Origin of the sequence: Reyranella sp., from assembly GCF_965279625.1 — a bacterium.
In the GTDB taxonomy this organism is placed as follows: domain Bacteria; phylum Pseudomonadota; class Alphaproteobacteria; order Reyranellales; family Reyranellaceae; genus Reyranella.
In genome coordinates, this window is record NZ_OZ257251.1 from 928404 (window position 1) to 953620 (window position 25217).

Consider the following 25217-nt stretch of genomic DNA (forward strand, 5'->3'; position numbering starts at 1 on the left):
ATGAGGGGCGCAGATCAACGAATCGATTTCGGCCAGGCCGCCGAGGTCAGCGGAGAGTTGCTTCCGCAGGGCAACGCCGTACTGATCACCCTGGTCGGTCACGATGGCAGGCGCTCCACCCTCACGATTCCGGCCGCGGATCTGCAGCGGCTGGTGCCACTGCTTCTCCTGCTGGGCTGCGCCCTGCCGCAACACGAGCCGCCCGGTTCCAAGCTCTCCCTGGTGCCGACGGATTCACTGAGCGTCGGCGGCCTGCCCGGCGGTGAGACGCTGCTCGCCGTGGCAGTCGGCCCCGCCACGGTCGGTTTCTCCATGCCCGCATCGGCCGCCGAGAAGCTGGGACGATCCCTGCTCCTCGCCGGCGGCAATGCGATGGAACCTACTTCAATACAGTGAAGCCCTGCTTCTCGAAGAACCGCTTGGCCGCCGGCGTCTTCAGGAAGTCGACGAAGGCCTGCGCCTCCGGATTGGTCGAGGTCGAGAGCAGCGCCATCGGATAGATGATGGCCGGGTGCGAATCGGCGGGGAATGCGCCGACGATGCGCACGGCCGGATCGGAGGCGGCATCGGTCCTGTAGACGATGCCGAGCGGCGCCTCGCCACGCGAGACCAAAGTCAGCGCCATGCGGACGTTCTCGGCCTGGGCCACGCGCTCGGAGACCGATGGCCAGACGCCGAGATATTCCAGTGCCGCCTTGCCGTACTTGCCGGCCGGCACCGCCTCGACGCTGCCCATCGCCAGACGCCCGTCATTGCCCAGCACGCCACGCAGGTTGAACCCTTTGTCGATCTTGAGATCGATCTTGGAGTCCTTGCCGGCGATCAGGACGATCTGGTTGCCGAGGAAGTCCGAGCGGCTCGCCGGCTTGATGAGCTTGCGCTCCGCGACATAGTCCATCCAGGGCACATCGGCCGAGATGAAGATGTCGGCCGGAATGCCGCCCTCGATCTGCTTGGCCAGCGCCGAACTGGCGGCATAGGAGATCTTGGTCGCCTTGCCGGTCTGCTTGGTCCAGGCGGCCGAGGCCTCGTCGAGCGCATTCTTCAGGCTGGCGGCGGCGAGGATGACGACATCCTTGCCCTGGGCGGCCGCCTGGTGCGCGACACCGCCCGCCGCCAGCACGAAAGCGGCCACGGCGAGTACAGACGTGAATGTACGACGAGTACCCAGCATCTAGTCCTCCAGTTCAAACGACACGCGATATATCCCATTGTACATATCGTATATCCACCAGATTCACGTATTTCGTAGATAAACGACGGTCGTTATGAATTAATGGATATGAAGAACCCTTGACCCTATGCTTCCGCCGAAGCCTCGGGAGGACTCATGCGGATCAGCGCCAGGAACCGGTTGAAGGGCACCATCGTCGAGGTCAAGAAGGGCCAGACGACTGCCCATGTCCGGATCGACGTGAAAGGCATCATCGTCACGGCGGCCATCACCAACGAGGCGGTCGACGAGCTCGGCCTGCAAGCCGGCCAGGAAGCCTATGCTATCGTCAAGGCATCCGACGTCATGGTCGGCCTCGACGACTAGCTCGACATGGTCCGGCTGAACGAGATCCGCCGGGGCGAGCGGGCGGTCGATCCGCCGGACCGCTTCGACGCCTCCCTCCATTTCATCGGGCGTATCCGCACGCCCTGGACGTCGCGGCTGGAGACGCCGCGGCAGGGCCGGCTCGACGGCCCGACCTGCCGCCTTGAGTTCGATGCCCCTTGGGCCGACGGCCTGCTCGGGATCGCCGAGTTCGAGCGGCTGGAGGTCCTCTACTGGCTGCATGAATCGCGGCGCGATCTCGTCCACCAGAGCCCGCGCAACGATGGCCAGGCGCGCGGCGTCTTCTCGCTGCGCACCCCCGTGCGGCCCAATCCCATCGGCACGTCGATCGTCCGGCTCGTAAAGATCGAAGGACCCGTCCTGCTCGTGCGCGGCATGGACTGTCTCGACGGCACACCGCTGCTCGACGTGAAACCCGACCGAACGCTGTTCGAGCCGCTGGCGCCGGCACAGCCCGGCGATTTCCAGATCGGCGACAAATGAAAAGGCGCAGCGCCCTCGCCCTGCTCGGCGCGTCGGATGTCTACGGCGTGCCGGTCGCCCTGGGACGGATCGATAGAGGCCGTACCGTCGTTGCACCGGCCAGACCAACCTCCGAATGAGAACGGCGCCCTCATGGGGCGCCGTTCGGGTTCAGAGCCTTCAATGAAGACGGCGTCTTCAGGCGGCGTAGCGGCTCTCGGTGAGCGCCGGCCACAGCTCGTCCTTGCCGGCCTTGGCGAAGGACTCGCCGATCTTCTCGCCCCAGAAGCTCTCGCTGCCGAAGTCGCGGCGCCACACCCAGAGCCTGCGCGTGTAGTGGTGCAGGATATGTTCGTGAGTGAAGCCCATCGCGCCCATCGACTGGTGCGAGATGGCGGCGATGCGGTGCGCGAAGTCGGAGCACTGGGTCTTGGCAGCGGCGATCGAGAAGCTGCCCCCCGTCTCCAGTCCGCCCTCGTCGGCGTCGCGCGACGCGGCTTCTGCCGAGGCGATCGTCGCCGCCACGTAGCTCGCCAACTCGGCCAGCATGTGCTGGATGGCCTGGAACGTGGAGATGGGGCGGCCGAACTGGACGCGTTGCTTGCAGTATTCCGTCGCGGTCACGAGCACCTTGTCGGCGGCGCCCGCCATCTGCATGGCGCGGGCGAGGGCCGCGAGTTCGAGCGCGCGGTCGGCACTGATCGCTGAAGGCGCCGAGAACTCGGGCGTGGCCCCGTCGAACGTCACGGTGCCATAGGGCTCGCCGGCATGGCTCGGCGTATCCTCGATCTTCACCGCGTCACGCGGCACGACGACCAGCGTCGCCTTGCCGCCGGCCGTGACGATCGAGACGAAGCGTTCGGCGACGCCAGCGAACGGCACGCGCGCGACCTTGCCGGAGACGCGATTGCCCTGGAGCGACAGCTCGCCCAGCGCCACCGTCGACGGTCCGCTCGCCGGCTTGCCGCCCGCGGCCGCAATCAGCAGGTTGGCCAGCGCGGTCTCGGCGACCGGCACCGGCACGGCATGCTCGCCGGCGACACGCAGCATCGCCATCAGGTCGGCCACGGTGCCACCGACGCCTTCCTGCTCCTCGGGAACGGCAATCAGCGGCAGGCCCATCTCCTCGATCTCCTTCCAGAGATCGGCAGGCCACACGCCCTTCTCGACGCCGTTCACGACGTCCTTGCCGGCGCGCTCTGCGAAGAAGCGGCTGGCGGTCTCCAGCAGCATGTCACGGGTATCGCGGTCCATGATCTGTCTCCTTCAGCGCAGGCCGAGGCCGCGGGCGACGATGCCGCGCAGGACCTGGGTGGTACCGCCCTGGATGGTGTAGCTCGGGGCCATCATCGAAGCGTATTGCGCGACGTCGAGGAAGTCGGCGAGATCGTCCTCGGTCGTGGCATCGGATTCCGCCAGCGCGCGCGCGATCTCCGGCAGGTCCTGCTGGTAGATCGTTCCGAGATCCTTCACCAGCGACGCTTCGATGGCGGGCGACTTGCCGCCCTGCATCATGCCGGCGACCGCGGTCGACATCTGCCGCAGGGTCCACAGCCGCGCGATCAGGCGGCCGAGGATGGCGCTCGCGCCCTTGGCCGGCTGGCGGCCGAGCACACGCACCAATTCGCGCAGCACGTAGACGTTCTGCATGAAGCGTTCGGGGCCCGAGCGCTCGAAGGCCAGCTCGCTCGTGACCTGCAGCCAGCCGTCGCCCTCGTTGCCGATCAGGCAATCCTCGGGGATGAAAGCGTCGGAGAAGGTCACCTCGTTCCAGTCGTGGCGGCCGGCGAGATTGATGATCGGACGAATGGTCACGCCCGGCGTCTTGAGGTCGACCAGGAGCTGGCTCAGACCCTTGTGGCGGTCGCCATGCTGCCCGGAGGTGCGTACCAGCGTGATGCAGTAGTGGTTGCGATGCGCGCCCGAGGTCCAGACCTTGGTGCCGTTGACGCGGAAGCCGCCCGGCACCGGCTCGGCGCGCGTGCGCACGGAGGCGAGGTCGGAGCCGGAATCAGGCTCGCTCATGCCGATGCTGAAGTAACATTCGCCGCGCACAATGCGCGGCAGGATGGCCTGGCGCTGCTGTTCCGTTCCGAACTTCAGCAGCAGCGGGCCCGACTGACGGTCGGCGACCCAGTGGGATCCGGCCGGCGCGCTGTTGCCGAGAAGCTCCTCGGTCACCACCAGGCGGTCGAGAAAGGTACGTTCCGCGCCGCCATACTGCTTCGGCCAGGTAATGCCCAGCCAGCCCTTCGCGCCCAGCGCCTTGCTGAACTCTGGAGACGGCGTGTTCCAGCTCGCGAAGCGATCCTCAGATTTGATCTTGGGCAGCGTTTCCTTGAGGAACGCGCGGACCTCGCCCCGCAAGGCTTCGGCCTCGGGGGGCAGATGGAATGGCGGGAATTCGAGCTTGGGAATGGACATCATCATCTCGACAGTTGGATGCCTCATCTCTGTCGGCTAATCCTGTGCCGCGCAACCCGGGAGTTTCGAGGGTCGAATGCCCCGCCGTCCACCACGCCTGCCGCCGCTCTTGGCGGAATTCGACGATGAAGAACGCGAGGCCGTCCTGGCCGCGAACCGCGCCTTCTACAAGGCCTTCAACGATCGCGATGCCGCCGCCATGGAGCAGATCTGGGCCCCCACGGGCTCGGTGATCTGCCTGCATCCGGGGCAGGCCGCCCTCTACGAGCGCGCGGAAATTATGGCGAGCTGGCGTGCCATCATGAAGCACCCCGAGGCACCGCGCGTGCGCTGCACAGAGGAATGGGTCGTCGGTCGCCCTGGTCTTGCGCTCGTCATCTGCCGCGAGGTGCTGCCCAACGGCCAACTCATGGCGAGCAATCTGTATGTGCGCATGACCGACGGCTGGCACATGACAAGCCACCATTCCGGCCCGGTGCCGCCGGTCGCGACCGGGCGCGCGACACCCGCCTCCTCATCCCCGGCGCGAGACCGGCGCAAGCTCCACTAGCGGGAGATGGGACCGCCGGCGCGCAGCAGCGGCTTCAGCCGGGCATAGGGAATGTCGACCGTATAGGGACCGGCCGAGTAAGGGCCGACCTCGTACTGGTTGAAGTAAATCTGCAGCTTGTCGGCCTGCCAGCAGAAGTGCCCGCTCGTGTTGACGGTCTTGGTGAGCTTGATCGGCTGCAGCGCGTCCTCGAAGCCGGGATTGTCGACGAACTGCTTCTTGAGATCGGCGCCGACGATCGCGACGACCTCCTTAAGCCACGACGAGCCGGGTGCGAACACACCCTCGGGCGTGACGACCTTGCCGGTCCGGAGGTCCACCAGCGTGCAGCTCGTGCTGCCATAGCCATGGGCTCCGCCGGTGAAGACCCAGAAGGTCAGCGCCACGGTGATGACATTGGGATCGGGGCGAAAGAGCGAGTAGCCCTGTTCGGCCTGCCATTCCTGCTCGCGATCGACGCCGGCATCGGCAGTCGGTGTGGTTTCGCGCGCAGCCTTCGCTGCCGCCTCGGAATAGAGGCGATTGATGGACGTGAAGTCTGCCGTCGTGCCGGCAAACCGCGGATAGCGGAGGTCGATCGCATAGGTCACTTTTCCGACCTTCCCGGCCTTCTCGATCGACTGGTCCTCGATGAAGGGATAGGGACCCGCAGCCGAAGCCTTCAGATCGGCAATGCGATCGGCATAGCGTGTCTTCAGGCAGCGCACGATGACATCGGGATCGTCGTTCGGGACGCAGGCGCGGTTGCGGCCGACGATCCAGCGCACCTGGCTCTTCTCGAGACTCTCCTTGGCCGGTCCACTCAGCTTGGCGAGGAGCGCCGCATAGAGGCCGGACAGCTCGCGGTCTGCCTTCGCCATGACCGGGTCCTTGCAGATCGCCCGCTCCGCGCCATTGGACGCCTTGGCGCAATCGAAGCTCGGCCCGCTTTGCGCCAGGGCAGCGACCGGAAAGAGCGCGACCAGAGCTGCGACGGCAAGAGCTCTCATACCCGCCTCCATTGCTTCAGGCGGCGCACCGCCTCCTCCATCTCCGCGGTCGAGCCCGCGAATGAGATTCGCAAGGTGCCCGCCCCCCGCGCGCGGTCGAAGTCGATACCGGGTGTCGTGGCCACGCCGGCTTCCCGCAGCATCCGGCTGCAGAAGTCGCGGCTGTCGTTGGTGAGGTGCGAGACGTCGGCATAGATATAGAACGCGCCCTGGGCGGGCGTCAGCCGGTCGAGGCCGGCCGCCGGCAGGCCGGCCATCAGCAGGTCGCGATTTGTACGATAGCGCTTCACATGGCCATCGAGCTCGTCGCGGCACTCGAAGGCCGCAAGCGCCGCATGCTGGCTGAGCGTCGGCACCGATATGAAGAAATTCTGCGTCAGCCGCTCGATCGGCCGCACCATGTCGGGGGGCACGACCAGCCAGCCCACGCGCCAGCCGGTCATGGAGAAATACTTGGAGAAGCTGTTCACCACGATCGCCGTGTCGGACACTTCCACGGCCGAGTGGGTTTCGCCCTCGTAGACGATGCCGTGGTAGATCTCGTCGGAGATCAGCCTCACCCCATTGCCGTTGCACCAATCGGCCAGCGCCTTCAGTTCGGCACGCGTCACCATCGTGCCGGTGGGGTTGGACGGGCTCGCAACGATCAGCCCGTCGAGAGGCCCCGCTTTCTCCAGCGCCGCGACCGTCGGCTGGAACCGATCCGCCGCCGAGGTCGGCAGATCGACCGCCTCCAGATTGAGCGCCGCCAGGATGTTGCGGTAGGCCGGATAGCCGGGAGCGGCGAGTGCCACCCGGTCGCCGGCGTCGAAGCTCGCGAGAAACGCCAGCGGAAACCCGCCGGAAGATCCCGTCGTGACGACGACCCGCTCCGGCGAAACGTCGGCGCCGTAGGCCTCACGGTAGTGACGGGCAATACGTTCGCGAAGTGCCGGCATCCCGAGCGCGGCGACATATCCGATCCTGTCCGCGTCAAGGGCGGCATGGGCTGCCGCGAGCGCACCCTTCGGGGCCGGCGTGCTCGGCTGTCCGACCTCGAGATGGATGACCACGTCGCCCGCCGCTTCCTTCTCGGCGGCGGCCGCCATCACATCCATGACGATGAAAGCATCGACACCGCCCGAGCGGCGCGAGAGCTTGCCTGACATGTTGCTGCCTATTGAGGGATGGTCGAGAGGCCGGCGCCCGCGGGATCCGCCCCCGTTCGGCAGGTTTCGGGTTTGCCGCGCAGTCCCGAGGGACAGACGATGGCATTCACGAAGCCGCCCTGTGCCCGGCGGTTTGCGAGAACCGTCGCCAGATTGCGATCCTGGTCGACGACTTCACGCGCGACGTAGCCGACGGCCTGAGCGGCCGTCGGGCCGCCGCCGCCCGCAGCGGCGAAGGTGAACTCGCCATTGCCGGGATTGGCGATGATCATCGGACTGACTGAGGCTGCCTCGGCATTGGGCGAGCCGAGCATGATGCCACTGCCGGGAACGACGACGCGCGCGCCGAAGAGCTGCCCCATCGAGACCGCACAGGCAGCCGCCCCACCCTTGCTGTCGACGGCGGCGAATCCCGCGAAGCCGCCGGAATCGACCGGTGTACCGCCGGCCGGCTGCTGCCCATTCCAGCCCGCAAGGACGGCGGCGCCGGCCGCCGGCGCAGGCGCCACGTAGACGCGGCTGCGAAAGTGACTGACCGACATGGGGGCCGACGCGATCGGAACTGCCGCGCGCAGCGTATCGACCGGGAGGCTGCCACCCGCCTGCGAGACCTGTTCGGAGAAGGTGCGCGCCAGGGCGCCCTGGAAGAATTCCGCCCCGCCACGCTGACGAATGCTGCCCAGTACGCCGGCCAGGTCTGGCTGGGTGAGAAGCGCTCCCTCCGTGACGCTGCCGAAGATCCGCCGCGCCTCGGCGTCCGCGCCGAGTAGAGACCCACCCGCCTGCATGTCGCGCGCCAGGGCGCGGGATACCTGGAAGCCGAAACGGGCCAGCCGCTCCGCCGGCGACACCGTCTGTTCCCAGCGCAACTGGCCGTGGCGGACATGCATCAAGGTAATGGCGCGCACACCCGTGGGCACCGAGAAGGGCGTACCCTTCACTGCGCCCGGCGCCGCGACCGGTGCGAACACGAAGGATTCACCCTTCTTCGTCTTCTCGTCGTGGACGATGCACGCGCCGGATGCGCCGAGCGATGCCGCGGACGGCAGGGTCACAGCGAGTGCAAAATACATCGCGACGGCGGCATCGGTGGCATTTCCACCGGCCTCAAGAATTTCGCGCCCGACCTCGGCCGCTCGCCCTTCCTCGGCAGTGGTCGCTGCAAAACTGCTGCCCTTGCTGACGACCGAATAGCCTCTCGTGTTTTGCGGCTGATTGGCGGGATTGGCGGCATTCTCGGCGCGCTCCCGTTCCCGGTCCGTCTCACTAAAGCCACAACCGGCCAGCAAGAGAACGCCGATCAGGGCCGTGTTGCGCAATTGACGCGGTCGCCGCCCGTTCCTAGCTTGCCTGAGCCCCGTGTCGACCTTGTTGAAACGCATCACCACCCTCTTATGTCTGGCGCTGTTCGCGCTGGCACCGTTTCGTGCCGCGACGGCTCAGCAAGGTCAACGCCTCAATCTGATCCGTGACGCCGAGATCGAGAGCACGATCCGCACCTTCACGATCCCGATCTGGAAGGCCGCAGGTCTCGACCCCAACGGTGTCGAGATCATGCTCGTCCAGGATGGCTCCCTCAACGCCTTCGTGGCCGGCGGCCAGCGCATCTTCATCAACACCGGTCTGATCATGCGGACCGAGCGGCCGAACCAGTTGATCGGCGTCATGGCGCATGAAAGCGGCCACATCGCCGGCGGTCATCTCGCCCGCATGCAGGAGGAACTGCGCAACCTGTCCACCCTGCAGATTCTCGAGACCATCCTGGCCGGCGGCGCCATGGCGGGGGGAATGGCGGGCGGCGCTGCCGCGGGCGGCAGCGGCGGCGGCCATGGCGGCGGCACCGGCCGGCCGATGGTGCCGGGTTCGCTGATGTCTTTCCTCAAGTACACCCAGACCCAGGAGAGCGCGGCCGACCAGGCGGCGATCACCTACCTGCAGCGGACCGGCCAGTCGCCCAAGGGCACGGTCGAGTTTCTCCGCTACCTGCAGCGCGAGGAGAAGCTCGCGATCAACCGCCGCGACCCCTATCTGACGACCCATCCGCTGACTCCGGAGCGGATCTCGGCCTTCGAGCAGGCCGCCGCGAACTCCCCGTACGCGAATACACCCGACACGCCGCAATTCCTCATGCTTCACCAGCGCATGGTGGCAAAGCTCTACGGCTTCGTGGCGCCCGACACGGCCCTGCAGCGATATGCCGAAGCCGACCGGTCGTTGCCGGCGCGGTACGCCCGTGCGATTGCGCTCTATCGAAAGGGGGCGCTGGGCTCGGCGCTGCTGACGATCGACGCGCTGCTCAAGGAATATCCCAACGATCCCTACTTTCATGAAGTGCGCGCTCAGATGCTCTACGAGAACGGGCGCGCTGCGGAGTCCATTGCGTCCTATCGCCGTGCCGTACAGCTCGCGCCGGCGGCGGCGATCCTGAAGATCGACCTCGCGCGGGCGCTGCTCGACGTGAACAATCCCGACAACGACCGCGAGGCGATGCGCAACCTCGACCTCGCCATGCAGCAGGAGTCCGACAACTTCGAACTCTGGCGTCTCATGGCATCGGGCTACTCCAAGCTCGGCAATCAGGGTATGACCTCCCTCGCCCGGGCGGAGATGGCGACCCTCCGAGGCCAGCGTGCCGAAGCCCAGTCCCATGCGGAAACTGCGTCTCGCCAGCTTACCGCCGGGACGCCTGCGTGGCAGCGCGCGCAGGATCTGAAAGCCTACATCAACAGCCGGCCCCGTAAATAGTCGGCTCTGGAGAACAAACGATGCGTTCCCTTCTACTGGCCGCAGTGGCCGGACTGATGATCGTCGGTGCCGTCGCGGCAACCCGCACCATCTTGCCAGACGCCGCGACCGCGTCTGCGGCTCCCCCCTCCAACAGCGCGGCCTCTGTGCCGGCCGACCTCGGCAAGAGCATCCGCGCGTACCTGATGGCAAATCCGGAAGTGCTCGTCGAGGCGATGCAGGAACTCGAGCGCAAGCAGGACACGCAGCGCGATGCCGTGGCGATCAAGGCGATCAGCCAGAACGAGGCCGAGCTGTTCCGCGACGCCGACAGCCCCACCGCCGGCAATCCGTCGGGCGACGTCACCATCGTCGAGTTCAACGACTACCAGTGCCCCTATTGCAAGCGCGCCTACCAGGCGGTGAAGTCGGTCACCGCCGCCGACGGCAAGGTGAAGATCATCTACAAGGACCTGCCGATCCTGGGCGAGCCCTCGCGCATCGCAGCCCTCGCCGCCCTCGCCTCGATGAAGCAGGGCAAGCATCAGGCCCTGCACAATGCGCTGATGGAGTTCAACGGCAAGCTCGACCGGGCAAAGATCCTCGAGATGGCGGCTTCGGTCGGCATCGACGTCGCCCAGCTCGAGAAGGACATGGAAGACCCCAAGCTCAAGCAGATGATTGACCGCAACATGGCGCTCGCCGGCGCCCTCGGCGTGCGCGGCACGCCGGCCTTCGTCATCGGCAAGCAGTTCGTGCCGGGCGCGGTCGACGCCGACTCGCTGAAGGCGCTGATCGCCGACGCCCGCAAGAGCTAGCGCGATACCGTTGCAGTCAGGCCGAGCGCGTTCACGAGATCGGCGCCCGGCTTGAGGAGATAGTCGAGCTTCTCGAGGCCCAGAGCAGGTTGCGGCAACGCGTCGAGCGTGAGCGTGCCACCCTGCTCGACGAACCGGGCGACCGCGTCGAACATCTTCGACATGTCCTGCGTTATCAGCACGCCAGCCGGCTGAAAGCGCCGAATCTCGGCCGCGAGTGCCGCCCGCTCGGCGGCGGCCGGCTGGCCGCTCAGCCGCGCTTTGGCCTGCAGGCCGCGCTGCAGGAGACTCTTGTCGGCGAAGACCAGCCTTGCCGAGGAGAGCGCCGCTTTGGTGCCCAGCAGGCCGAAGAGATCGGCCTCGTCGATGGCTCGCCAGAATTCGTCGTCGGTATCGATCACCTGGGCGGTCAATGAAATCTCGGCGAGATCATGGCCGCTCAGCTTGCAGCCTTCGACCTTCAGGGCGTGGCGGGCTCGGTCCTCGAGCGTGCTGCAATCGAAGCCCAGCCTCACTTCCTTGAGGTTCATGGACTGCAGGGCGAGGAGCATTCCCAAGGCCTCGACGCTGCGCAGGGAGGGTGCCAGCACGAAATCCTCGACGCGTGCGCGGGAGCGACTGAACTCGCCCTCAGGCACCGTCTCGACGGAGACACTGCCCAGCGACAGGCCGTAGCGCGTCATGAGATCACCGCCGAAGCCGGACATCCGCCCTTCGGCCACGGGAACTCGACCGATCGGCATGCCGGGTTCCCAGTCGATCGACGAGGCGTTGGCGATCGGCCGGCGCAGATCGATACCGCGTGCCGTGGTGTCGGCGACCGTGAGACCAGCCATCCGGGCGTCCGCCGGCTTCACCTGGAAATCCTTCATCTCCAGCGCATCGATCAGGCCGTGCGCGTAGCCCGCGAGGGAAAGCCGCCCCACGCTCTGGCTCATCTGCTCGAGCGAGACGTAGATGAAATCGCGCTGCTCAAGGTGCTCTACGGACAACGCCCCCAGCAGGCGGGCGACCATCACCTGGTTGCGAAAAGGCCCTTCATAGGTCGAATCGTAGCGCGGCAGGTCGATGTTGGTGCCGGTCAGCTCGCCGATCGCCCAGGAATTGCTCGCATCGGGTTCGGCCAGCCGGAAATTGCGCATATGCAGGCGCGCCACATGAAGAGGATCGCCCCAGTCGAGTCCCCGGAACGGCAGGCGTCCCTTCAGCAACTCGTCCAGCGGCCACGCCACCCCCGAGACTTCCCACTCATCAATCTTCAGCTCGCCATTCGGACCGCCCACCACGTTGCGCAACGAGACGCCGCGCCCCCAAAGCCCCACCTTCACCGCCTCGACCTGAACGCCATTGCGCGCAAGGTCCGATTTCAGGCGAGAGGCGGCGAAATCCTCCGCAAAAGGCACGGAAGCGGCGCCAATACCGACCAGCGCCAGCACGGCGCCGAGAACGAGAACGGATTTTCTCACGGTTCCGCGTCCGGCTGCTTCGAGGGTTGGGCCGCGTCGAAAGCGGGAAGCTTCATGCAGGCATCATAGATGCGCTGGATCGTAGGATAGCGCTTCATGTCGACCTTAAACCGCGTGGCGTTGAAGACCTGCGGCACCAAGCACATGTCGGCCATGGTTGGCTGGTCGCCGTGACTGAACGTCCCCTTCCCAGCGCCATTTGTCAGCATTGCCTCATAGGAGTCGAAGCCGGCTTCGATCCAGTGCCGCGACCAGGCGAAGGCGCTCTCCTCCGTCTGCTCGAACTTGTGACGGAGGTAGGCCATGACGCGAAGGTTCTGGATCGGATGAATGTCCGCACTCACGATCAGCGACAGCGCGCGCACATGGGCGCGGCCGACCGGGTCGCGGGGAAGCAGCGGAGGCTCAGGATGGGTTTCCTCGAGATACTCGATGATCGCCAGCGACTGCGTCAGCACCGCCCCGTCGTCGAGCACCAGCGATGGCACCAGCTTCTGCGGATTGAGCGTGGCATAGTCCGACGAGAACTGCTCGCCCCTCCGCAGATGCCGCGACGCATGTTCGACCGCAATGCCCTTCAAGTTGAGGGCAATGCGCACGCGGTACGCCGCCGAGGACCGAAAATAGCCGATGAGCTTCATGACCGCCTCCGCGGCCACTGTAGCACGGCTCAGGCGGGCGGCGTGTAGCGCACGACCTTCTGGTCGATCGCCCCGAAGATCGACTTGCCCGCACGATCGAACATCTCGATGCGGATATGATCGCCGAAGCTCATGAACGGCGTCACGGGCTTGCCACCGTCGATCGTCTCGCGCACGCGCCGCTCGGCGATGCAGGAGCAGCCGACGGCCGAATCGCGGTTGGCCACCGTACCCGATCCGACGATCGTCCCCGCTTCGAGGTGCCGTGTGCGTGCCGCGTGCGCAATGAGCTGGCCGAAATCAAAGGTGAGATCCGTGGCGGCATTCGGATGACCGAATTCCTTGCCGTTGAGCGTGGAAATCAGCGGCCGGTCGAGCCGGGCGCCGTTCCAGTCATCGCCCAGCTCGTCGGGCGTCACGGCGACCGGCGCAAAGGCCGTCGCGGGCTTGCCGTGGAAGAAGCCGAAGCCCTTGCCGAGCTCGGTCACGATGACGTTGCGCAGCGACACGTCGTTCAGGATCGTCACCAACTTGATGTGCTTTCGCGCCGCCTCCGGTGAGATGCCCATCGGCACATCATCGACCATCACGCCGATCTCGCCCTCAAAATCGATGCCCCAGGCCTCGTCCGCCATCTCGATCTCGTCGTTGGGACCGATGAAGGAGTCGGAGCCGCCCTGATACATCAGCGGGTCGGTCCAGAAGGACGGCGGCATCTCGACGCCGCGCGCCTTGCGCACCAGTTCGACATGCACGACGTAAGCCGAGCCGTCGGCCCATTGATAGGCACGCGGCAACGGCGCCGCCAGCGCCGTCGTATCGATCTCGAACGAGCCCACGGCCTTGTCGTCCTCGAGTTGCTCGGCCAGCGCCCTCAACCTGGGCGCGATCGTCGCCCAGTCGTCGAACGCCTTCTGCAGCGTCGGCGCCACCGTCGTGGCCCGAACGCCGCGCGTGAGGTCGCGGTTGACCACGATCAGCGTGCCGTCGCGGCCGCCTTCCTTGAGCGATCCCAGTTTCATTGTGGCGTCTTCCCTATTCCGCGGCCTGCTTCACGTCCGGCGGCCGCCAGGACTTGACATATCCCTCGAACTCGACGCCGGCCGGCATCACCGCGACATCGACCGCGTCTCTTGTGTCGATCATCACCGCGACCTCGTCGGTCTCGGTCTTGCCGCCCTTGGTCGCGGCATTGAACGCCTTGGGATGCGGCCCGTGCGTGAAGCCGGTCGGATGCACCGTCATCATGCCCGGATGGATGTTGTCGCGGCTGAAAAAACTGCCCTTGTGATAGAAGATCACTTCTTCGAAATCGTCGTTGTTGTGGAAGAACGGCAGCCGCAGCGCCTCCGGGTCGCTCTCGAACGGCCTCGGCACGAAGGTGCAGACCACGAACCGGCCGGTGGCCCATGTCGTGTGCGCCGACGGGGGTAGGTGCGCGCGATGGCTCATCAGCGGCCGCAGGTCGCGCCAGTTGATTCGCACGACGCTGAGATCGCCATGCCAGCCGATCGCGTCCAGCGGATTGAACGGATAGGTCACGGTCGACAGCGTGTTGCGCCGCTTCACCGAGACCTTCCAGGTATGCTCGTCCTGCTGCGCGCGGAAGGCCTCGTCGATGCGCGGCGTGTCGAGCATCGCCGGATCGAAGATCGCGTGCCGGCCCACCAGCCCCTTCTCCGGCAGGGTGAAATGATCGTTGGTCGCCTCGATCATCAGCGACACGGTGGGCTTCGCAGGCTCCAGCCGCCACATCGTGCCGCGCGGGATGACGAGATAGTCGCCTTCCGCATAGTCGAGATGCCCGTAGTCGCAGAACAGTGCGCCGTTGCCCTCGTGGATGAACAGGAGTTGATCGCCGTCGCTGTTGCGCGCCAGCTCGGGCATCGGCCCTTCGAGACGCCAGAAGCGCATCTGCAGGTGGCTGTTGTCCATGACGAGCGGGGAGTCCCAGGGATTGGTCCGGGCCGTCGCCAGTTTGTTGAGATCGAGCGCGCGCGGCCGGATCGGACCGTCGAATTCGATCCAGTCGGTCGGCTTGTGCTTGTGGTGGAACTGCGCGGAGGGGCCGAAGAAGCCCTCCTTGCTGATCTCGCGCTCGTAGGTGCCCTCCGGCAGCCGGACATGCGCCTGGCGCGAGGCGGTGCCCTCGACCTGGCGCAACGGAATCCAGTTCTTGGCCATGGTTTCCTCCGTCCTTCTCTCGTTTCGTTTATTCCGATTACTTCGTTTGGCTCGCTTTTCTAAGCCTTCAACACACCGCGCCGGATCTGGTCGAGCTCGATCGATTCGAAGAGGGCGCGGAAATTGCCCTCGCCGAAGCCCTCGTTGCCGCGGCGCTGGATGATCTCGAAGAAGATCGGGCCGATCACGGTCTGGGTGAAGATCTGCAGCAGCAGGCCGCCTCCCTTGGTGGGGGCGCCGTCGATCAGGATGCGATCGGCCGCAAGCCGCGCCAGGTCCTCGCCGTGTCCCGGCAGGCGTTCGTCGACCTGTTCGTAGTAGGTGTCCGGCACGGTCTGGAACGGCACGCCCTTGGCCTTGAGGGTCTCCACCGTCTCATAGATGTCGCCGGTGCCGAGCGCGATGTGCTGGATGCCTTCGCCGTGATAGGCCGACAGATATTCCTGGATCTGCGACTTGTCGTCGGTGCTCTCGTTGATCGGGATGCGGATCTTGCCGCACGGGCTGGTCATCGCCTTGGACTTGAGGCCGGTGAGCTTGCCCTCGATGTCGAAGTAGCGAATCTCGCGGAAGTTGAAGAGCCGCTCGTAGAAGTCGGCCCACTCGGCCATCCGGCCACGATGCACGTTGTGGGTCAGGTGGTCGATATAGGTGAGGCCAACGCCTTTTGGGTTGTGATCGACGCCCGGCAGATATTCGAAGTCGACGTCGTAGATCGAGCCGCGCTCGCCATAACGATCTACGAGATAGAGCAGCGAATCGCCGATGCCCTTGATGGCGGGAATGTTGAGCTCCATCGGGCCGACCTTGCCTTCGACGCCCCAGGCGCCGAGCGACAGGGCCCGCTTGTAGGCCGCGCCGGCATTCTTCACCCGCAGCGCGATCGCGCAGACGCTGGGCCCGTGCACGCGCGCGAAGCCCTGGGCGAAGCTCTCCTTCTCTGCGTTGACGATGAAGTTCACGTCACCCTGGCGGAAGAGCGAGACGTCCTTGGAGCGATGCTTCGCCACCTTGGTGAAGCCCATGCTCTCGAACAGGACGCCGAGCGCCGCGGGATCGGGGGCCGTGTATTCGACGAACTCAAACCCGTCCGTGCCCATCGGGTTCACTTCGTCGATCTCCAGGATCTTGGCTTCGCTGACACTCGCCATGTTTGACCTCCCGGCTGAATTAGTTTCAAATGTAACTATTATGCCGACCGCAGCGCAAGCCCTCGAACTGGAGAATTTTCTCCCCTACCGGCTGTCCGTCCTCGCTCAGCTCGTGAGCGAATCGTTGCACGATCTCTATGCCGAGCCGTTCGGGCTGAGCGTCACCCAGTGGCGGGTGATGGCGGCCCTGGGTCGGTTCGCTCCCCTCACCGCCTCCGATGTGGGCCAGCGGATCGTCATGGACAAGGTGGCGGTCAGCCGGGCCGTCGCCGGCCTGATGAAGCACGGCCTGGTGGAGCGGGCGACCGATCTCGAGGACCGCCGGCGGGAACCTCTCAGGCTGACGGCCAAAGGCCGCACGATGCATGACAAAATCGTGCCCCTGGCGCTGAAGTACGAGTCCGCACTCTATGAGGCCCTGTCGACAGAGGAGCGCGCCACCCTCAACGGCTTGTGTGATCGGCTGTTTGCACATGCCAAGCTGTTGAGAAACCGCCCCTGAGGGCGCCTTGTCGCCCCGACTCCCCATGCTATAACGCCCGCCTCGTATCACTCTGGGAGGCAGGATTGGCCGCTAAGGCCGCCCAACACCCGCCGGTCACAAAGCCGGTGCTGGTTCTGAACGGGCCGAACCTCAACATGCTGGGCAAGCGTCAGCCGGAGATCTACGGCCATGAGACGCTGGCGGACGTCGAGACGGCGTGCCGCGCCGAGGCCGCGCGTCTGGGCCTGGGCGTGGAATTCGCCCAGAGCAATCACGAGGGCGTGCTGGTCGACCGCATCCAGGCCGCCCGCGAGGGCAATTCCGGAATCATCATCAATGCCGGCGCCTATACGCATACGTCGGTGGCCCTGCTCGACGCGCTGAACGCCGCCGAGTTGCCAGCCGTCGAGGTTCATCTTTCAAACATCTACAAGCGTGAGCGCTTCCGCCATCATTCGTACATCAGCCCGGCTGCGGTCGGCGTGATCGCGGGTCTCGGCACTCAAGGCTATCTCCTTGCCCTCCAGGCGCTGGCGCGCCTGCTGGCACGCTGACCAACATCGGGAGCGTTTCTCCATGGCAAAGTTCGAGCTGGATACCGAGTTCGTCCGCAAACTGGCGGCGATCCTCGAGGAAACCAAACTCGGCGAGATCGAGCTGGCGGATGGCGAGCGGCGCATCCGCGTGGCCCGGCCGGCCGCACCTGTCGCGCAGGCGGCGCCGGTCATGATGGCTGCGGCGCCGGCTGCCGCTTCGGCTTCCGTAGCCGCAGCCGCCGCTGCGCCCGCCGTCGCGGATCTCTCCAAGCATCCCGGCGTCGTGAAGTCGCCGATGGTCGGCACCGCCTATCTCGCCCCGGAACCCGGCAAGCCCAATTTCGTGGCCGTCGGCGACAAGGTGACCGCCGGGCAGACCCTGCTGATCATAGAGGCAATGAAGACCTTCAACCCGATCAAGGCCCCCAAGGCCGGCACGGTCACGCAGATACTGATCGAGAATGCCCACCCGGTGGAGTTCGCCGAACCGCTGATGATCGTCGAGTAAGGGCCGCCCGTGCCGATGTTCGACAAGGTCCTGATCGCCAATCGCGGCGAGATCGCGCTCCGCATCCACCGCGCCTGCCGCGAGATGGGGATCCAGACCGTCGCGGTCCATTCCACCGCCGACAGCGATGCAATGCATGTGCGACTGGCCGACGAGTCTGTGTGCATAGGGCCGCCTCCCGCCCGCGACAGCTACCTCAACATCCCTGCGATCCTCTCGGCGGCGACGATCGCCGGCGCCGATGCGATCCATCCCGGCTATGGTTTCCTGTCGGAGAATGCCCGCTTCGCCGAAGCGGTCGAGGCGCACGGCTTCACCTTCATCGGCCCGACGCCGCAGCATATCTCCATGATGGGCGACAAGATCGTCGCCAAGCAGACCGCCAAGGAACTCGGCCTGCCTCTGGTGCCGGGCTCGCCCGGCCCGGTCGAATCGATCGAAGAGGTCGTGGAACTCGGCGCGAAGATCGGCTGGCCGGTCCTGATCAAGGCGGTTGCGGGTGGCGGTGGACGCGGCATGAAGGTCGTGGTCAACGCCGAGGCCGCCGCCGAGGCCTTTTCGCTCGCGCGTGCAGAGGCCAAGGCTGCCTTCAGCAATGACGCGGTCTATCTCGAGAAGTACCTTCCTCGACCGCGCCACATCGAGATCCAGGTGCTGGGCGACGGGCTGGGCGCCGGCATCCATCTCGGCGAGCGTGACTGCTCGCTGCAGCGCCGGCACCAGAAGGTGCTCGAGGAGGCGCCCTCGCCTGCGCTCAACGCCGAGCAACGCAACAGGATCGGTGAACTGGCGGCCGATGCGGTCCGCAAGCTCAAGTATCGCGGCGCCGGCACGATGGAGTTCCTCTTCCAGGACGGCGAATTCTACTTCATCGAGATGAACACCCGCCTGCAGGTCGAGCACCCGATCACCGAGGCGGTGACCGGTATCGACCTGGTGCGCGAGCAGATCCGCATCGCCTCCGGCGCGCCGTTGACGCTCACCCAAAAGGACATCGTGATCCAGGGTCATGCGATCGAGTGCCGGATCAACGCCGAGAATCCCGAGACCTTCGTGCCCTGCCCCGGCCTCGTTACCGACTATCATGCGCCCGGCGGGCTGGGCGTGCGCGTCGATTCGGGCCTCTACGCCGGCTATTCGATCCCACCCTATTACGATTCAATGGTCGCCAAGCTCATCGTCAACGGCAGCAGCCGCAACGAATGCCTGATGCGCCTGCGCCGCTCGCTCGAGGAATTCGTGATCGGCGGCATCGACACCACCGTCCCGCTGCACCGCCGCATCATCGGCGAGCAGGCGTTCATCGACGGCGACTACGACATCCACTGGCTGGAGAAGCTGGTCGGCCTCAAGAAATAGTGCCGGCATGCTGGAGATCACCCCCGACCTCCTTCTCCAGGCCTATCGCATCGGCGTCTTTCCCATGGGAGAGAGCCGCGACGATCCCAAACTCTATTGGCTGGATCCGCGCATGCGCGCGGTTCTGCCGCTCGAAGCCTTCCACCTGTCGCACCGTCTGGCGCGTACGGTTCGCAGCGGCCATTTCGAGGTGAGCGCTGACACCGCCTTTGCCGAGACGGTGCGCGCCTGCGCCGAGCCGCGGCCGGGCCATCCCGAGAGCTGGATCAATGAGCCGATCGTCGCTCTCTATACGGAGCTCCACGCGCGCGGCCACGCCCACAGCGTGGAGTGCCGCGTCGACGGCAGGCTGGTGGGCGGCCTGTATGGCGTCTCGGTGGGGGCCGCCTTCTTCGGTGAAAGCATGTTCAGCCGCGAGCGCGACGCCTCGAAGGTCGCGCTGGTCCATCTCGTGGCGCGGCTGATCAGGGGGGGATTCACCCTGCTCGACTGCCAGTTCATGACCGAGCATCTTCGCAGCTTCGGCGCGATCGAGATCGCGAGGGACGATTTCAAGGCGTTGCTGGCCCAGGCGATCGACCGCCCGGCAGCCTTTCAGCGCGAGCTGGGTGGCGAAGATCCCTGCGCCATGGTGCAGGAGAGCACCCGCAGATCGTAGACGCCGTGGTCCAGTGCGGACAAAGACGGCGTCGAGGCGAACATCCACCCGGCGAACAGCTTCTCTTCCGCCTGGCCAGGCTTGTGGTCGATGATGGTGAGATAGGCGACCGACTCGGGCGGCGCCTCCGGCACGTTCACGAGGCAATCGCCCACGGTGATCTCCAGCGTGCCGAACCGGGTCGACTTCCCGACCGGCGCATAGAAGCGCTGGGTACGGGCCGTCACCTTGTCGAGTCCCTGCAGCTCGGCCGACCGGATACCAGGCCCGTCGGGCACCGGCCGGAGGTTGGCGTTGCCCGGACGTTGGGGCGGTTGTTGAGGCTGCTGCTGTTGTGGCGGCGTCTGCGCCAAAGCCGCACCGATGCCCGCCGCGAGCACGGCGAGCGCGATCACCCCGCGCATCGTCACCCCTTGGCGTGGGGTGACGTCAACCCGTCGATCAGTTCGTGAAGCGCCTGCTTTATCTGCGTGGCGTCGCATCCCATCAGAACTCCGTCCTCCAGCGCATCGGCGCAGAGGCTTTCGATCTCCTGGATATTCTGGTTCAGGACTTTGATCTTTTCGAGGCATGACACTGGCTTGCCGTCCGGCTGCCGCCAGACCGGCGGCTCCTTCGGGGACTGAGCGCCCATCACTTGCTTCCCGTGCTTCCGAACATGAACTTGGCGATCAGCTCCGTCAGGGGAATAGCGTCCTGCGTATGCTCGATCTCGCCGCCGTTCTTGAGCATCTGCTTGTCGCCGCCCGGCTCGAGAACGACGACCATGCCACCCAACAGCGATTCGCCCACGATCTTGGCGTGCGTGTCGAGCGGCAGGTCGACGTTCGACGACAAACCGAGGCGCACGACGGCCTGATAGGTCTTGGGATCCAGACTGAAGCCGGTCACGCTCCCGACCTTGACGCCACTCAGCGTTACGTCGGCCCCCCGCTTCAGCCCATCAATGCGCCCGAAGCGCGCCACGATTTCGTAACCCTCAGGTCCCGCTCGATCGGATTTCGAGAACGCGTAGAACACGAAGAAGCCGGCCACCACCAGCACCAGCGCGCCCACGATCGTCTCGACAATATTACGGCCCACGCTCATTCCCCCCGCGTTTGCCAGCATCAGCCGGGACGCCATGCCTCGTAAGGGGGTTTCGGCTTGTCACCTGCGGACAGTGAATGGCCCGGCGGCCGGTAGGCGTGGTCGGTACCCGTAAGGTTGGGCAGGTGTTCCTTTTGCCAGGCCTTGCGCGGCGAGCCGCCGGCCGGCGGCGGCTCGGCGAGCGTGTGATGAAGCCAGCCATGCCATTCGGCCGGAACGCGCGATGCCTCGGCCACGCCGTTGTACATGACCCAACGCTTGCGCCGCATCCCGGGAACGATGCGCTTGTCCTGGAAGTAACGATTGCCTTCGGCGTCCGTGCCGACCAATTCGCCGCGCATCTTCGTAAAGAGCCAGGTGCCGATGATCATGAACCAACCACTTCGTAGGTGATGCGCGCTTGTACGCGGGCGTTCGATTGCGTGCAACGCGACGTGAACGATGCGTCACTCTGCTTGATTAACGACATCACAATGAGGCGTTTCGTCGACTGTTGCGCACTTGCATCATCTAGTACCATCAACAGCGTGTGCTACAAAATATAGTTGCGCCCACAAGATTTTGTAATTTACTATTACTTCGTGCCCATATGTGCGTGTCCGATGTGTATCGGACACCCCCCCGCGACAGGGAACCAGATTGGCGGGATCGGGCACGGGGGATCGTCGATGCGCTTCGAGCGTCGGTATACGCAGGCAGGAAAATCGCCATTCGCTGGAATGGCCTTTCGCGTTGCCAATTCCGAGATCCGCAATCCCGACGGCTCGATCGTCTTCCAGTTGAAGAACATCGACGTGCCGGCCGAGTGGTCGCAGGTCGCGTCGGACGTCCTCGCCCAGAAGTATTTCCGTCGCGCTGGAGTGCCCGCTCGGATGATCCGCGTCACCGAAACGGACATGCCCGAGTGGCTGTGGCGATCGGTACCCGACGAGGCTGCCCTCGTTGCGATGCCGGAGGCCGAGCGCTTCGGCGGCGAGAGCAGCGCGCGCCAGATTTTCCACCGGATGGCAGGCGCCTGGACCTATTGGGGCTGGAAAGGCGGCTACTTCGACAGCGAGGAGGACGCCCGCTCCTTCTACGACGAGCACTGCTTCATGCTCGCGGCACAGATCTGCGCGCCCAATTCGCCGCAATGGTTCAACACCGGCCTGCACTGGGCCTACGGCATAGACGGTCCGGGCCAGGGCCACTGGTTCGTCGATCATCTCGATGGCGAGGCCCATCGCTCGGCGTCGGCTTATGAGCGGCCGCAGCCTCATGCCTGCTTCATCCAGAGCGTCTCGGACGACCTGGTGAACGAGGGCGGCATCATGGATCTGTGGATCCGCGAGGCACGCCTCTTCAAGTATGGCTCAGGCACCGGCTCCAACTTCTCCCGCCTGCGCGGTGAAGGTGAGAAGCTTTCCGGCGGCGGCCAATCGTCCGGCCTGATGTCGTTCCTCAAGATCGGCGACCGCGCGGCCGGCGCCATCAAGTCCGGCGGCACGACACGTCGCGCGGCCAAGATGGTGACGGTCGACATCGACCATCCCGACATCGAGGACTTCATCTCCTGGAAGATGCTCGAGGAGCAGAAGGTCGCAGCTCTGGTTGCCGGATCCCGGCTCGCCAACCGTCACCTCAACGCCATCATCCAGGCCTGTCTCGAGGACCAGCAGGGCGAGGCGGCGTTCGACCCGCGGCAGAACTCGAAGCTGCGTCGCGAGATCGTGGCAGCTCGGCGTGCCGAGTTGCCCGAGAACTACATCCAGCGAGTCATCCAGTTCGCCCGCCAGGGCTATCGCCACATCGACTTCCCGGCCTTCGACACGGATTGGGAATCGGCCGCCTATGCGTCCGTTTCCGGACAGAATGCCAACAACTCGGTGCGCGTCACCGACGCGTTCCTGCGCGCGGTGGAAGAAGACCGGCAATGGGCTCTGACCGAGCGCACGACCGGTAAGGTCTCCAAGGTGGTCGGCGCGCGCCTCCTCTGGGATCAGGTCGCCGAAGCGGCCTGGCATTCGGCCGATCCGGGCGTTCAGTACGACACCACGATCAACGATTGGCACACCTGCCCGGAGTCGGGGCGTATCAACGCCTCCAACCCGTGCTCGGAATACATGTTCCTCGACGACACGGCGTGCAATCTCGCCTCGTTGAACCTGATGCGGTTTCGACGCGACGATGGCTCGGTCGACGTCGAGGCGCTGGAGCATGCGAGCCGGCTCTGGACCGTCGTTCTCGAGATCTCCGTCATGATGGCGCAGTACCCATCGCGCCGCATCGCCGAGCTTTCCTACCAGTACCGCACGCTGGGTCTGGGATACGCCAATCTCGGCGCCCTCCTCATGGCTTTGGGCCTGGGCTACGACAGCGCCCGGGGTCGCGCCATCGCCGGCGCCCTCACCGCGATCATGACCGGCACCGCCTACGCCACGTCGGCGGAGATCGCGGGCCTGATGGGCGCCTTCCCCGGCTTCGCGGCCAACCGCGAGCCGATGCTGCGCGTCATCCGCAACCATCGCCGCGCAGCACACGGCGCGAACGAGGCCTATGAAGGGCTGTCGATCGCGCCGCAGGCTCTCGACGCGGCCAACTGCACGGACGCCCGGCTCGTCGCCGCGGCCCGCCATGCCTGGGATCGTGCGCTGGAACTGGGTGAGCGCCACGGCTTTCGCAACGCGCAGGTCTCCGTCATCGCGCCCACCGGCACGATCGGCCTCGTGATGGATTGCGACACAACCGGGATCGAGCCCGATTTCTCCCTGGTCAAGTTCAAGAAGCTGGCCGGCGGTGGCTACTTCAAGATCATCAACCAGACCGTCCCGCTGGCGCTTCGTACGCTGGGTTACGACGAGACCGAGATCAGCCGCATCGTTGGCCATGCCGTGGGCCAAGGCTCGCTCGCTTCGGCGCCTTCCATCAATCACGAGAGCCTGTCGGCACGCGGCTTCGATGCGGCGACGCTGCAACGGATCGACCAGGCGATCACCACGGCCTTCGATATCCGCATGGCCTTCTCGCGCTACACACTGGGCGAAGCCTTTTGTCGCGAAGCGCTTGGCCTCGATGACGAAGCACTCGCCGATCCGAAGCTCGACATCCTGTCGCGACTTGGCTTCTCGCGCAGCGACGTCGCCGCCGCGAACATCCATGCCTGCGGGACGATGAGCGTCGTAGGCGCACCCGATCTCAAGCGCGAACATCTTTCTGTGTTCGATTGTGCGAATCCCTGTGGACGAGATGGCACACGCTTCTTGTCTGCAGAGAGTCACATACGCATGATGGCTGCAGCACAACCCTTCGTATCGGGCGCCATTTCCAAGACCATCAACATGCCGAACGCGGCAACGGTCGAGGACTGCCGCAAGGCCTATGAAATCTCGTGGAAGCTCGGATTGAAAGCGAACGCCCTCTATCGTGACGGCTCCAAGCTCTCGCAGCCGCTGTCTGCGATGGCACTGGGCGACGACACGGCGGCGAACGACGATCTTGCCGATCTGTCGCCTGCGGCGCGGGCCCCCATCATTGCCGAGCGGATCGTGGAACGCATCATCGAGCGCGAAGTCCGGGCCGGCCGCGAGCGCCTGCCGCAGCGTCGCAAGGGCTATACGCAGAAGGCCATCGTGGGTGGCCACAAGGTCTATCTCAGGACCGGCGAGTACGAGGATGGCCACGTCGGAGAGATCTTCGTCGACATGCACAAGGAAGGCGCGGCGTTCCGCAGCCTCATGAACAACTTCGCCATCGCGATCTCGATCGGCCTGCAGTACGGCGTGCCGCTCGAGGAATTCGTGGAGGCCTACACCTTCACGCGGTTCGAGCCTTCGGGTCTCGTCGAGGGCAACGACGCGATCAAGATGTCGACGTCGGTTCTCGACTACATCTTCCGCGAGCTCGCGATCTCCTACCTGGGACGCAACGACCTCAGCCACGTCGAGCAGGCGGACCTCCGGCCCGACGGTGTCGGACGCGGTGAGGTCCAGGGCGAACTGCCTCCGCCCGGCACCAACGCCGCCGAAGCCGCCGCCGCCGCGGTCAGCCGCATCGCAAGTGTCGGTTATCTGCGCAGCAACCTTACCGCATTGAATGGCAGGACTGCCGGCAATGTCGCGATCGCTCCCAAGGCGATCGTCGGCGCCGCCCTGCCCAACGGACTGACCGACGGACCAGCCGTCGCTTCGGCGCACATCGCCAAGGCGGCCGTCGTCAGCGTCGCGCTCGGAGAAACATCCTCCTCGCCCCTGGGACTGGCCCTCGAGGCAAGGCTCAAGGGATTTGAAGGGGATGCCTGTCCGGAATGCGGCAACTTCACCATGGTTCGCAACGGGACGTGCCTCAAGTGCACGACCTGCGGCGGCACCACCGGCTGCAGTTGAGCATGCGTGGCGTAGCGTACCAGCGTACCCCGGGGGCCTCACGGTTGGGGAACCCATAGCTAACCATAGGAGACAGTTATGGCTGCTAAGAAAAAGGTTGCGAA

27 protein-coding genes are annotated in these 25217 nt (G+C 65.5%); 12 read left to right on the forward strand and 15 right to left on the reverse strand.

Features of this window, described 5'->3' with window-relative positions; translation table 11 throughout:
• Positions 1 to 396, forward strand: a complete 396-nt coding sequence (locus ACQY78_RS04455; RefSeq protein WP_428683134.1) for a hypothetical protein — start codon at positions 1 to 3, stop codon at positions 394 to 396.
• On the opposite strand, the gene modA is transcribed toward ACQY78_RS04455, so the two are convergent.
• Positions 380 to 1174, reverse strand: coding sequence for a molybdate ABC transporter substrate-binding protein (gene modA / locus ACQY78_RS04460; protein WP_428683136.1), 795 nt, complete (start codon positions 1172 to 1174; stop codon positions 380 to 382). The two genes, ACQY78_RS04455 and modA, sit on opposite strands and share 17 nt — an antisense overlap.
• Before the next feature lie 156 nt (positions 1175 to 1330).
• On the opposite strand from modA, the gene ACQY78_RS04465 reads away from it, so the two are divergent.
• Both ACQY78_RS04465 and tsaA read left to right on the forward strand, forming a co-directional pair.
• Positions 1331 to 1540, forward strand: coding sequence for a TOBE domain-containing protein (locus tag ACQY78_RS04465; RefSeq protein WP_428683138.1), 210 nt, complete (start codon positions 1331 to 1333; stop codon positions 1538 to 1540).
• A gap of 6 nt (positions 1541 to 1546) precedes the next feature.
• Positions 1547 to 2044: a tRNA (N6-threonylcarbamoyladenosine(37)-N6)-methyltransferase TrmO gene (gene tsaA / locus ACQY78_RS04470; protein ID WP_428683140.1), complete on the forward strand. Its 498-nt coding sequence runs from the start codon at positions 1547 to 1549 to the stop codon at positions 2042 to 2044.
• Positions 2045 to 2221: 177 nt separating this feature from the next.
• On the opposite strand, the gene ACQY78_RS04475 is transcribed toward tsaA, so the two are convergent.
• The gene (locus ACQY78_RS04475; protein ID WP_428683142.1) at positions 2222 to 3277 is read right to left on the reverse strand and encodes an acyl-CoA dehydrogenase family protein; all 1056 of its coding nucleotides are present in this window, start codon (positions 3275 to 3277) and stop codon (positions 2222 to 2224) included.
• A gap of 12 nt (positions 3278 to 3289) precedes the next feature.
• A complete protein-coding gene (locus tag ACQY78_RS04480; RefSeq protein ID WP_428683144.1) occupies positions 3290 to 4474 on the reverse strand; it encodes an acyl-CoA dehydrogenase family protein in 1185 nt (394 codons plus the stop codon).
• Positions 4475 to 4523: 49 nt separating this feature from the next.
• Here ACQY78_RS04480 and ACQY78_RS04485 point away from each other — a divergent pair, with 49 nt between their 5' ends.
• On the forward strand, positions 4524 to 4997 hold the full coding sequence (locus ACQY78_RS04485; protein ID WP_428683146.1) for a YybH family protein: 474 nt from the start codon (positions 4524 to 4526) through the stop codon (positions 4995 to 4997).
• Here the strand turns inward: ACQY78_RS04485 and ACQY78_RS04490 are convergent.
• The 3 genes from ACQY78_RS04490 to ACQY78_RS04500 are packed head-to-tail and all read right to left on the reverse strand — an operon-like array spanning position 4994 to position 8516.
• Positions 4994 to 5986 carry a DUF3298 domain-containing protein gene (locus tag ACQY78_RS04490; RefSeq protein ID WP_428683148.1) on the reverse strand — a complete coding sequence of 331 codons (993 nt, stop codon included), beginning with the start codon at positions 5984 to 5986 and terminating at the stop codon, positions 4994 to 4996. The two genes, ACQY78_RS04485 and ACQY78_RS04490, sit on opposite strands and share 4 nt — an antisense overlap.
• Positions 5983 to 7134, reverse strand: coding sequence for a pyridoxal phosphate-dependent aminotransferase (locus ACQY78_RS04495; protein ID WP_428683150.1), 1152 nt, complete (start codon positions 7132 to 7134; stop codon positions 5983 to 5985). Before ACQY78_RS04495 ends, ACQY78_RS04490 begins: the two co-directional genes overlap by 4 nt.
• 8 nt (positions 7135 to 7142) lie before the next feature.
• Positions 7143 to 8516 (reverse strand): gamma-glutamyltransferase, encoded by a 1374-nt coding sequence (locus ACQY78_RS04500; protein WP_428683152.1) that lies wholly within the window; start codon positions 8514 to 8516, stop codon positions 7143 to 7145.
• On the opposite strand from ACQY78_RS04500, the gene ACQY78_RS04505 reads away from it, so the two are divergent.
• Complete coding sequence (locus ACQY78_RS04505) at positions 8506 to 9879, forward strand: M48 family metalloprotease (RefSeq protein ID WP_428683154.1); 1374 nt, start codon at positions 8506 to 8508, stop codon at positions 9877 to 9879. The two genes, ACQY78_RS04500 and ACQY78_RS04505, sit on opposite strands and share 11 nt — an antisense overlap.
• 20 nt (positions 9880 to 9899) lie before the next feature.
• Positions 9900 to 10676: a DsbA family protein gene (locus ACQY78_RS04510; protein ID WP_428683156.1), complete on the forward strand. Its 777-nt coding sequence runs from the start codon at positions 9900 to 9902 to the stop codon at positions 10674 to 10676.
• Here the strand turns inward: ACQY78_RS04510 and ACQY78_RS04515 are convergent.
• From ACQY78_RS04515 to hppD, 5 genes are read right to left on the reverse strand one after another with little or no spacing between them, the layout of a single operon-like run.
• Positions 10673 to 12142, reverse strand: coding sequence for a hypothetical protein (locus ACQY78_RS04515; protein ID WP_428683158.1), 1470 nt, complete (start codon positions 12140 to 12142; stop codon positions 10673 to 10675). The two genes, ACQY78_RS04510 and ACQY78_RS04515, sit on opposite strands and share 4 nt — an antisense overlap.
• Positions 12139 to 12783, reverse strand: coding sequence for a maleylacetoacetate isomerase (gene maiA, locus ACQY78_RS04520; protein WP_428683160.1), 645 nt, complete (start codon positions 12781 to 12783; stop codon positions 12139 to 12141). The genes ACQY78_RS04515 and maiA overlap by 4 nt, the downstream gene beginning before the upstream one ends.
• A 29-nt stretch (positions 12784 to 12812) precedes the next feature.
• Complete coding sequence (locus ACQY78_RS04525; RefSeq protein WP_428683162.1) at positions 12813 to 13805, reverse strand: fumarylacetoacetate hydrolase family protein; 993 nt, start codon at positions 13803 to 13805, stop codon at positions 12813 to 12815.
• Positions 13806 to 13818: 13 nt separating this feature from the next.
• The gene (locus tag ACQY78_RS04530; RefSeq protein WP_428683164.1) at positions 13819 to 14967 is read right to left on the reverse strand and encodes a homogentisate 1,2-dioxygenase; all 1149 of its coding nucleotides are present in this window, start codon (positions 14965 to 14967) and stop codon (positions 13819 to 13821) included.
• 59 nt (positions 14968 to 15026) lie between these two features.
• The gene (gene hppD / locus ACQY78_RS04535) at positions 15027 to 16118 is read right to left on the reverse strand and encodes a 4-hydroxyphenylpyruvate dioxygenase (protein ID WP_428683166.1); all 1092 of its coding nucleotides are present in this window, start codon (positions 16116 to 16118) and stop codon (positions 15027 to 15029) included.
• Positions 16119 to 16158: 40 nt separating this feature from the next.
• Here hppD and ACQY78_RS04540 point away from each other — a divergent pair, with 40 nt between their 5' ends.
• From ACQY78_RS04540 to aat, 5 genes are all read left to right on the forward strand, one after another.
• Positions 16159 to 16620, forward strand: a complete 462-nt coding sequence (locus tag ACQY78_RS04540) for a MarR family winged helix-turn-helix transcriptional regulator (RefSeq protein WP_428683168.1) — start codon at positions 16159 to 16161, stop codon at positions 16618 to 16620.
• 65 nt (positions 16621 to 16685) lie between these two features.
• The gene (gene aroQ / locus ACQY78_RS04545; RefSeq protein ID WP_428683170.1) at positions 16686 to 17156 is read left to right on the forward strand and encodes a type II 3-dehydroquinate dehydratase; all 471 of its coding nucleotides are present in this window, start codon (positions 16686 to 16688) and stop codon (positions 17154 to 17156) included.
• 22 nt (positions 17157 to 17178) lie between these two features.
• A complete protein-coding gene (accB, locus tag ACQY78_RS04550; protein WP_428683172.1) occupies positions 17179 to 17646 on the forward strand; it encodes an acetyl-CoA carboxylase biotin carboxyl carrier protein in 468 nt (155 codons plus the stop codon).
• A gap of 15 nt (positions 17647 to 17661) precedes the next feature.
• Entirely contained in the window at positions 17662 to 19005 is a 1344-nt protein-coding gene (gene accC, locus ACQY78_RS04555) for an acetyl-CoA carboxylase biotin carboxylase subunit (protein WP_428686323.1), read from the forward strand.
• Positions 19006 to 19012: 7 nt separating this feature from the next.
• A complete protein-coding gene (aat, locus tag ACQY78_RS04560) occupies positions 19013 to 19663 on the forward strand; it encodes a leucyl/phenylalanyl-tRNA--protein transferase (protein WP_428683174.1) in 651 nt (216 codons plus the stop codon).
• Here the strand turns inward: aat and ACQY78_RS04565 are convergent.
• The 4 genes from ACQY78_RS04565 to ACQY78_RS04580 are packed head-to-tail and all read right to left on the reverse strand — an operon-like array spanning position 19600 to position 21123.
• Entirely contained in the window at positions 19600 to 20067 is a 468-nt protein-coding gene (locus ACQY78_RS04565; RefSeq protein WP_428683176.1) for a DUF2155 domain-containing protein, read from the reverse strand. The genes aat and ACQY78_RS04565 overlap by 64 nt on opposite strands.
• Positions 20068 to 20069: 2 nt before the next feature.
• Positions 20070 to 20297 (reverse strand): hypothetical protein, encoded by a 228-nt coding sequence (locus ACQY78_RS04570; RefSeq protein ID WP_428683178.1) that lies wholly within the window; start codon positions 20295 to 20297, stop codon positions 20070 to 20072.
• Positions 20297 to 20788 (reverse strand): outer membrane lipid asymmetry maintenance protein MlaD, encoded by a 492-nt coding sequence (gene mlaD, locus ACQY78_RS04575; RefSeq protein ID WP_428683180.1) that lies wholly within the window; start codon positions 20786 to 20788, stop codon positions 20297 to 20299. Before mlaD ends, ACQY78_RS04570 begins: the two co-directional genes overlap by 1 nt.
• Positions 20773 to 21123 (reverse strand): NADH:ubiquinone oxidoreductase subunit NDUFA12, encoded by a 351-nt coding sequence (locus ACQY78_RS04580; protein ID WP_428683182.1) that lies wholly within the window; start codon positions 21121 to 21123, stop codon positions 20773 to 20775. The genes mlaD and ACQY78_RS04580 overlap by 16 nt, the downstream gene beginning before the upstream one ends.
• Before the next feature lie 297 nt (positions 21124 to 21420).
• Here ACQY78_RS04580 and ACQY78_RS04585 point away from each other — a divergent pair, with 297 nt between their 5' ends.
• On the forward strand, positions 21421 to 25113 hold the full coding sequence (locus ACQY78_RS04585; RefSeq protein WP_428683184.1) for a vitamin B12-dependent ribonucleotide reductase: 3693 nt from the start codon (positions 21421 to 21423) through the stop codon (positions 25111 to 25113).
• Positions 25114 to 25217 lie beyond the last annotated feature (104 nt).

What these genes read in the sequence shown, in the direction of transcription:
- ACQY78_RS04455 (WP_428683134.1), top strand. Translation starts at nt 1, where the DNA reads ATGAGGGGCGCAGATCAACGAATCGATTTCGGCCAGGCCGCCGAGGTC.
- modA (WP_428683136.1), bottom strand. Translation starts at nt 1,174, where the DNA reads ATGCTGGGTACTCGTCGTACATTCACGTCTGTACTCGCCGTGGCCGCT.
- ACQY78_RS04465 (WP_428683138.1), top strand. Translation starts at nt 1,331, where the DNA reads ATGCGGATCAGCGCCAGGAACCGGTTGAAGGGCACCATCGTCGAGGTC.
- tsaA (WP_428683140.1), top strand. Translation starts at nt 1,547, where the DNA reads ATGGTCCGGCTGAACGAGATCCGCCGGGGCGAGCGGGCGGTCGATCCG.
- ACQY78_RS04475 (WP_428683142.1), bottom strand. Translation starts at nt 3,277, where the DNA reads ATGGACCGCGATACCCGTGACATGCTGCTGGAGACCGCCAGCCGCTTC.
- ACQY78_RS04480 (WP_428683144.1), bottom strand. Translation starts at nt 4,474, where the DNA reads ATGAGGCATCCAACTGTCGAGATGATGATGTCCATTCCCAAGCTCGAA.
- ACQY78_RS04485 (WP_428683146.1), top strand. Translation starts at nt 4,524, where the DNA reads ATGCCCCGCCGTCCACCACGCCTGCCGCCGCTCTTGGCGGAATTCGAC.
- ACQY78_RS04490 (WP_428683148.1), bottom strand. Translation starts at nt 5,986, where the DNA reads ATGAGAGCTCTTGCCGTCGCAGCTCTGGTCGCGCTCTTTCCGGTCGCT.
- ACQY78_RS04495 (WP_428683150.1), bottom strand. Translation starts at nt 7,134, where the DNA reads ATGTCAGGCAAGCTCTCGCGCCGCTCGGGCGGTGTCGATGCTTTCATC.
- ACQY78_RS04500 (WP_428683152.1), bottom strand. Translation starts at nt 8,516, where the DNA reads ATGCGTTTCAACAAGGTCGACACGGGGCTCAGGCAAGCTAGGAACGGG.
- ACQY78_RS04510 (WP_428683156.1), top strand. Translation starts at nt 9,900, where the DNA reads ATGCGTTCCCTTCTACTGGCCGCAGTGGCCGGACTGATGATCGTCGGT.
- maiA (WP_428683160.1), bottom strand. Translation starts at nt 12,783, where the DNA reads ATGAAGCTCATCGGCTATTTTCGGTCCTCGGCGGCGTACCGCGTGCGC.
- ACQY78_RS04525 (WP_428683162.1), bottom strand. Translation starts at nt 13,805, where the DNA reads ATGAAACTGGGATCGCTCAAGGAAGGCGGCCGCGACGGCACGCTGATC.
- ACQY78_RS04530 (WP_428683164.1), bottom strand. Translation starts at nt 14,967, where the DNA reads ATGGCCAAGAACTGGATTCCGTTGCGCCAGGTCGAGGGCACCGCCTCG.
- hppD (WP_428683166.1), bottom strand. Translation starts at nt 16,118, where the DNA reads ATGGCGAGTGTCAGCGAAGCCAAGATCCTGGAGATCGACGAAGTGAAC.
- ACQY78_RS04540 (WP_428683168.1), top strand. Translation starts at nt 16,159, where the DNA reads ATGCCGACCGCAGCGCAAGCCCTCGAACTGGAGAATTTTCTCCCCTAC.
- accB (WP_428683172.1), top strand. Translation starts at nt 17,179, where the DNA reads ATGGCAAAGTTCGAGCTGGATACCGAGTTCGTCCGCAAACTGGCGGCG.
- accC (WP_428686323.1), top strand. Translation starts at nt 17,662, where the DNA reads ATGTTCGACAAGGTCCTGATCGCCAATCGCGGCGAGATCGCGCTCCGC.
- aat (WP_428683174.1), top strand. Translation starts at nt 19,013, where the DNA reads ATGCTGGAGATCACCCCCGACCTCCTTCTCCAGGCCTATCGCATCGGC.
- ACQY78_RS04565 (WP_428683176.1), bottom strand. Translation starts at nt 20,067, where the DNA reads ATGCGCGGGGTGATCGCGCTCGCCGTGCTCGCGGCGGGCATCGGTGCG.
- ACQY78_RS04570 (WP_428683178.1), bottom strand. Translation starts at nt 20,297, where the DNA reads ATGGGCGCTCAGTCCCCGAAGGAGCCGCCGGTCTGGCGGCAGCCGGAC.
- mlaD (WP_428683180.1), bottom strand. Translation starts at nt 20,788, where the DNA reads ATGGCGTCCCGGCTGATGCTGGCAAACGCGGGGGGAATGAGCGTGGGC.
- ACQY78_RS04580 (WP_428683182.1), bottom strand. Translation starts at nt 21,123, where the DNA reads ATGATCATCGGCACCTGGCTCTTTACGAAGATGCGCGGCGAATTGGTC.
- ACQY78_RS04585 (WP_428683184.1), top strand. Translation starts at nt 21,421, where the DNA reads ATGCGCTTCGAGCGTCGGTATACGCAGGCAGGAAAATCGCCATTCGCT.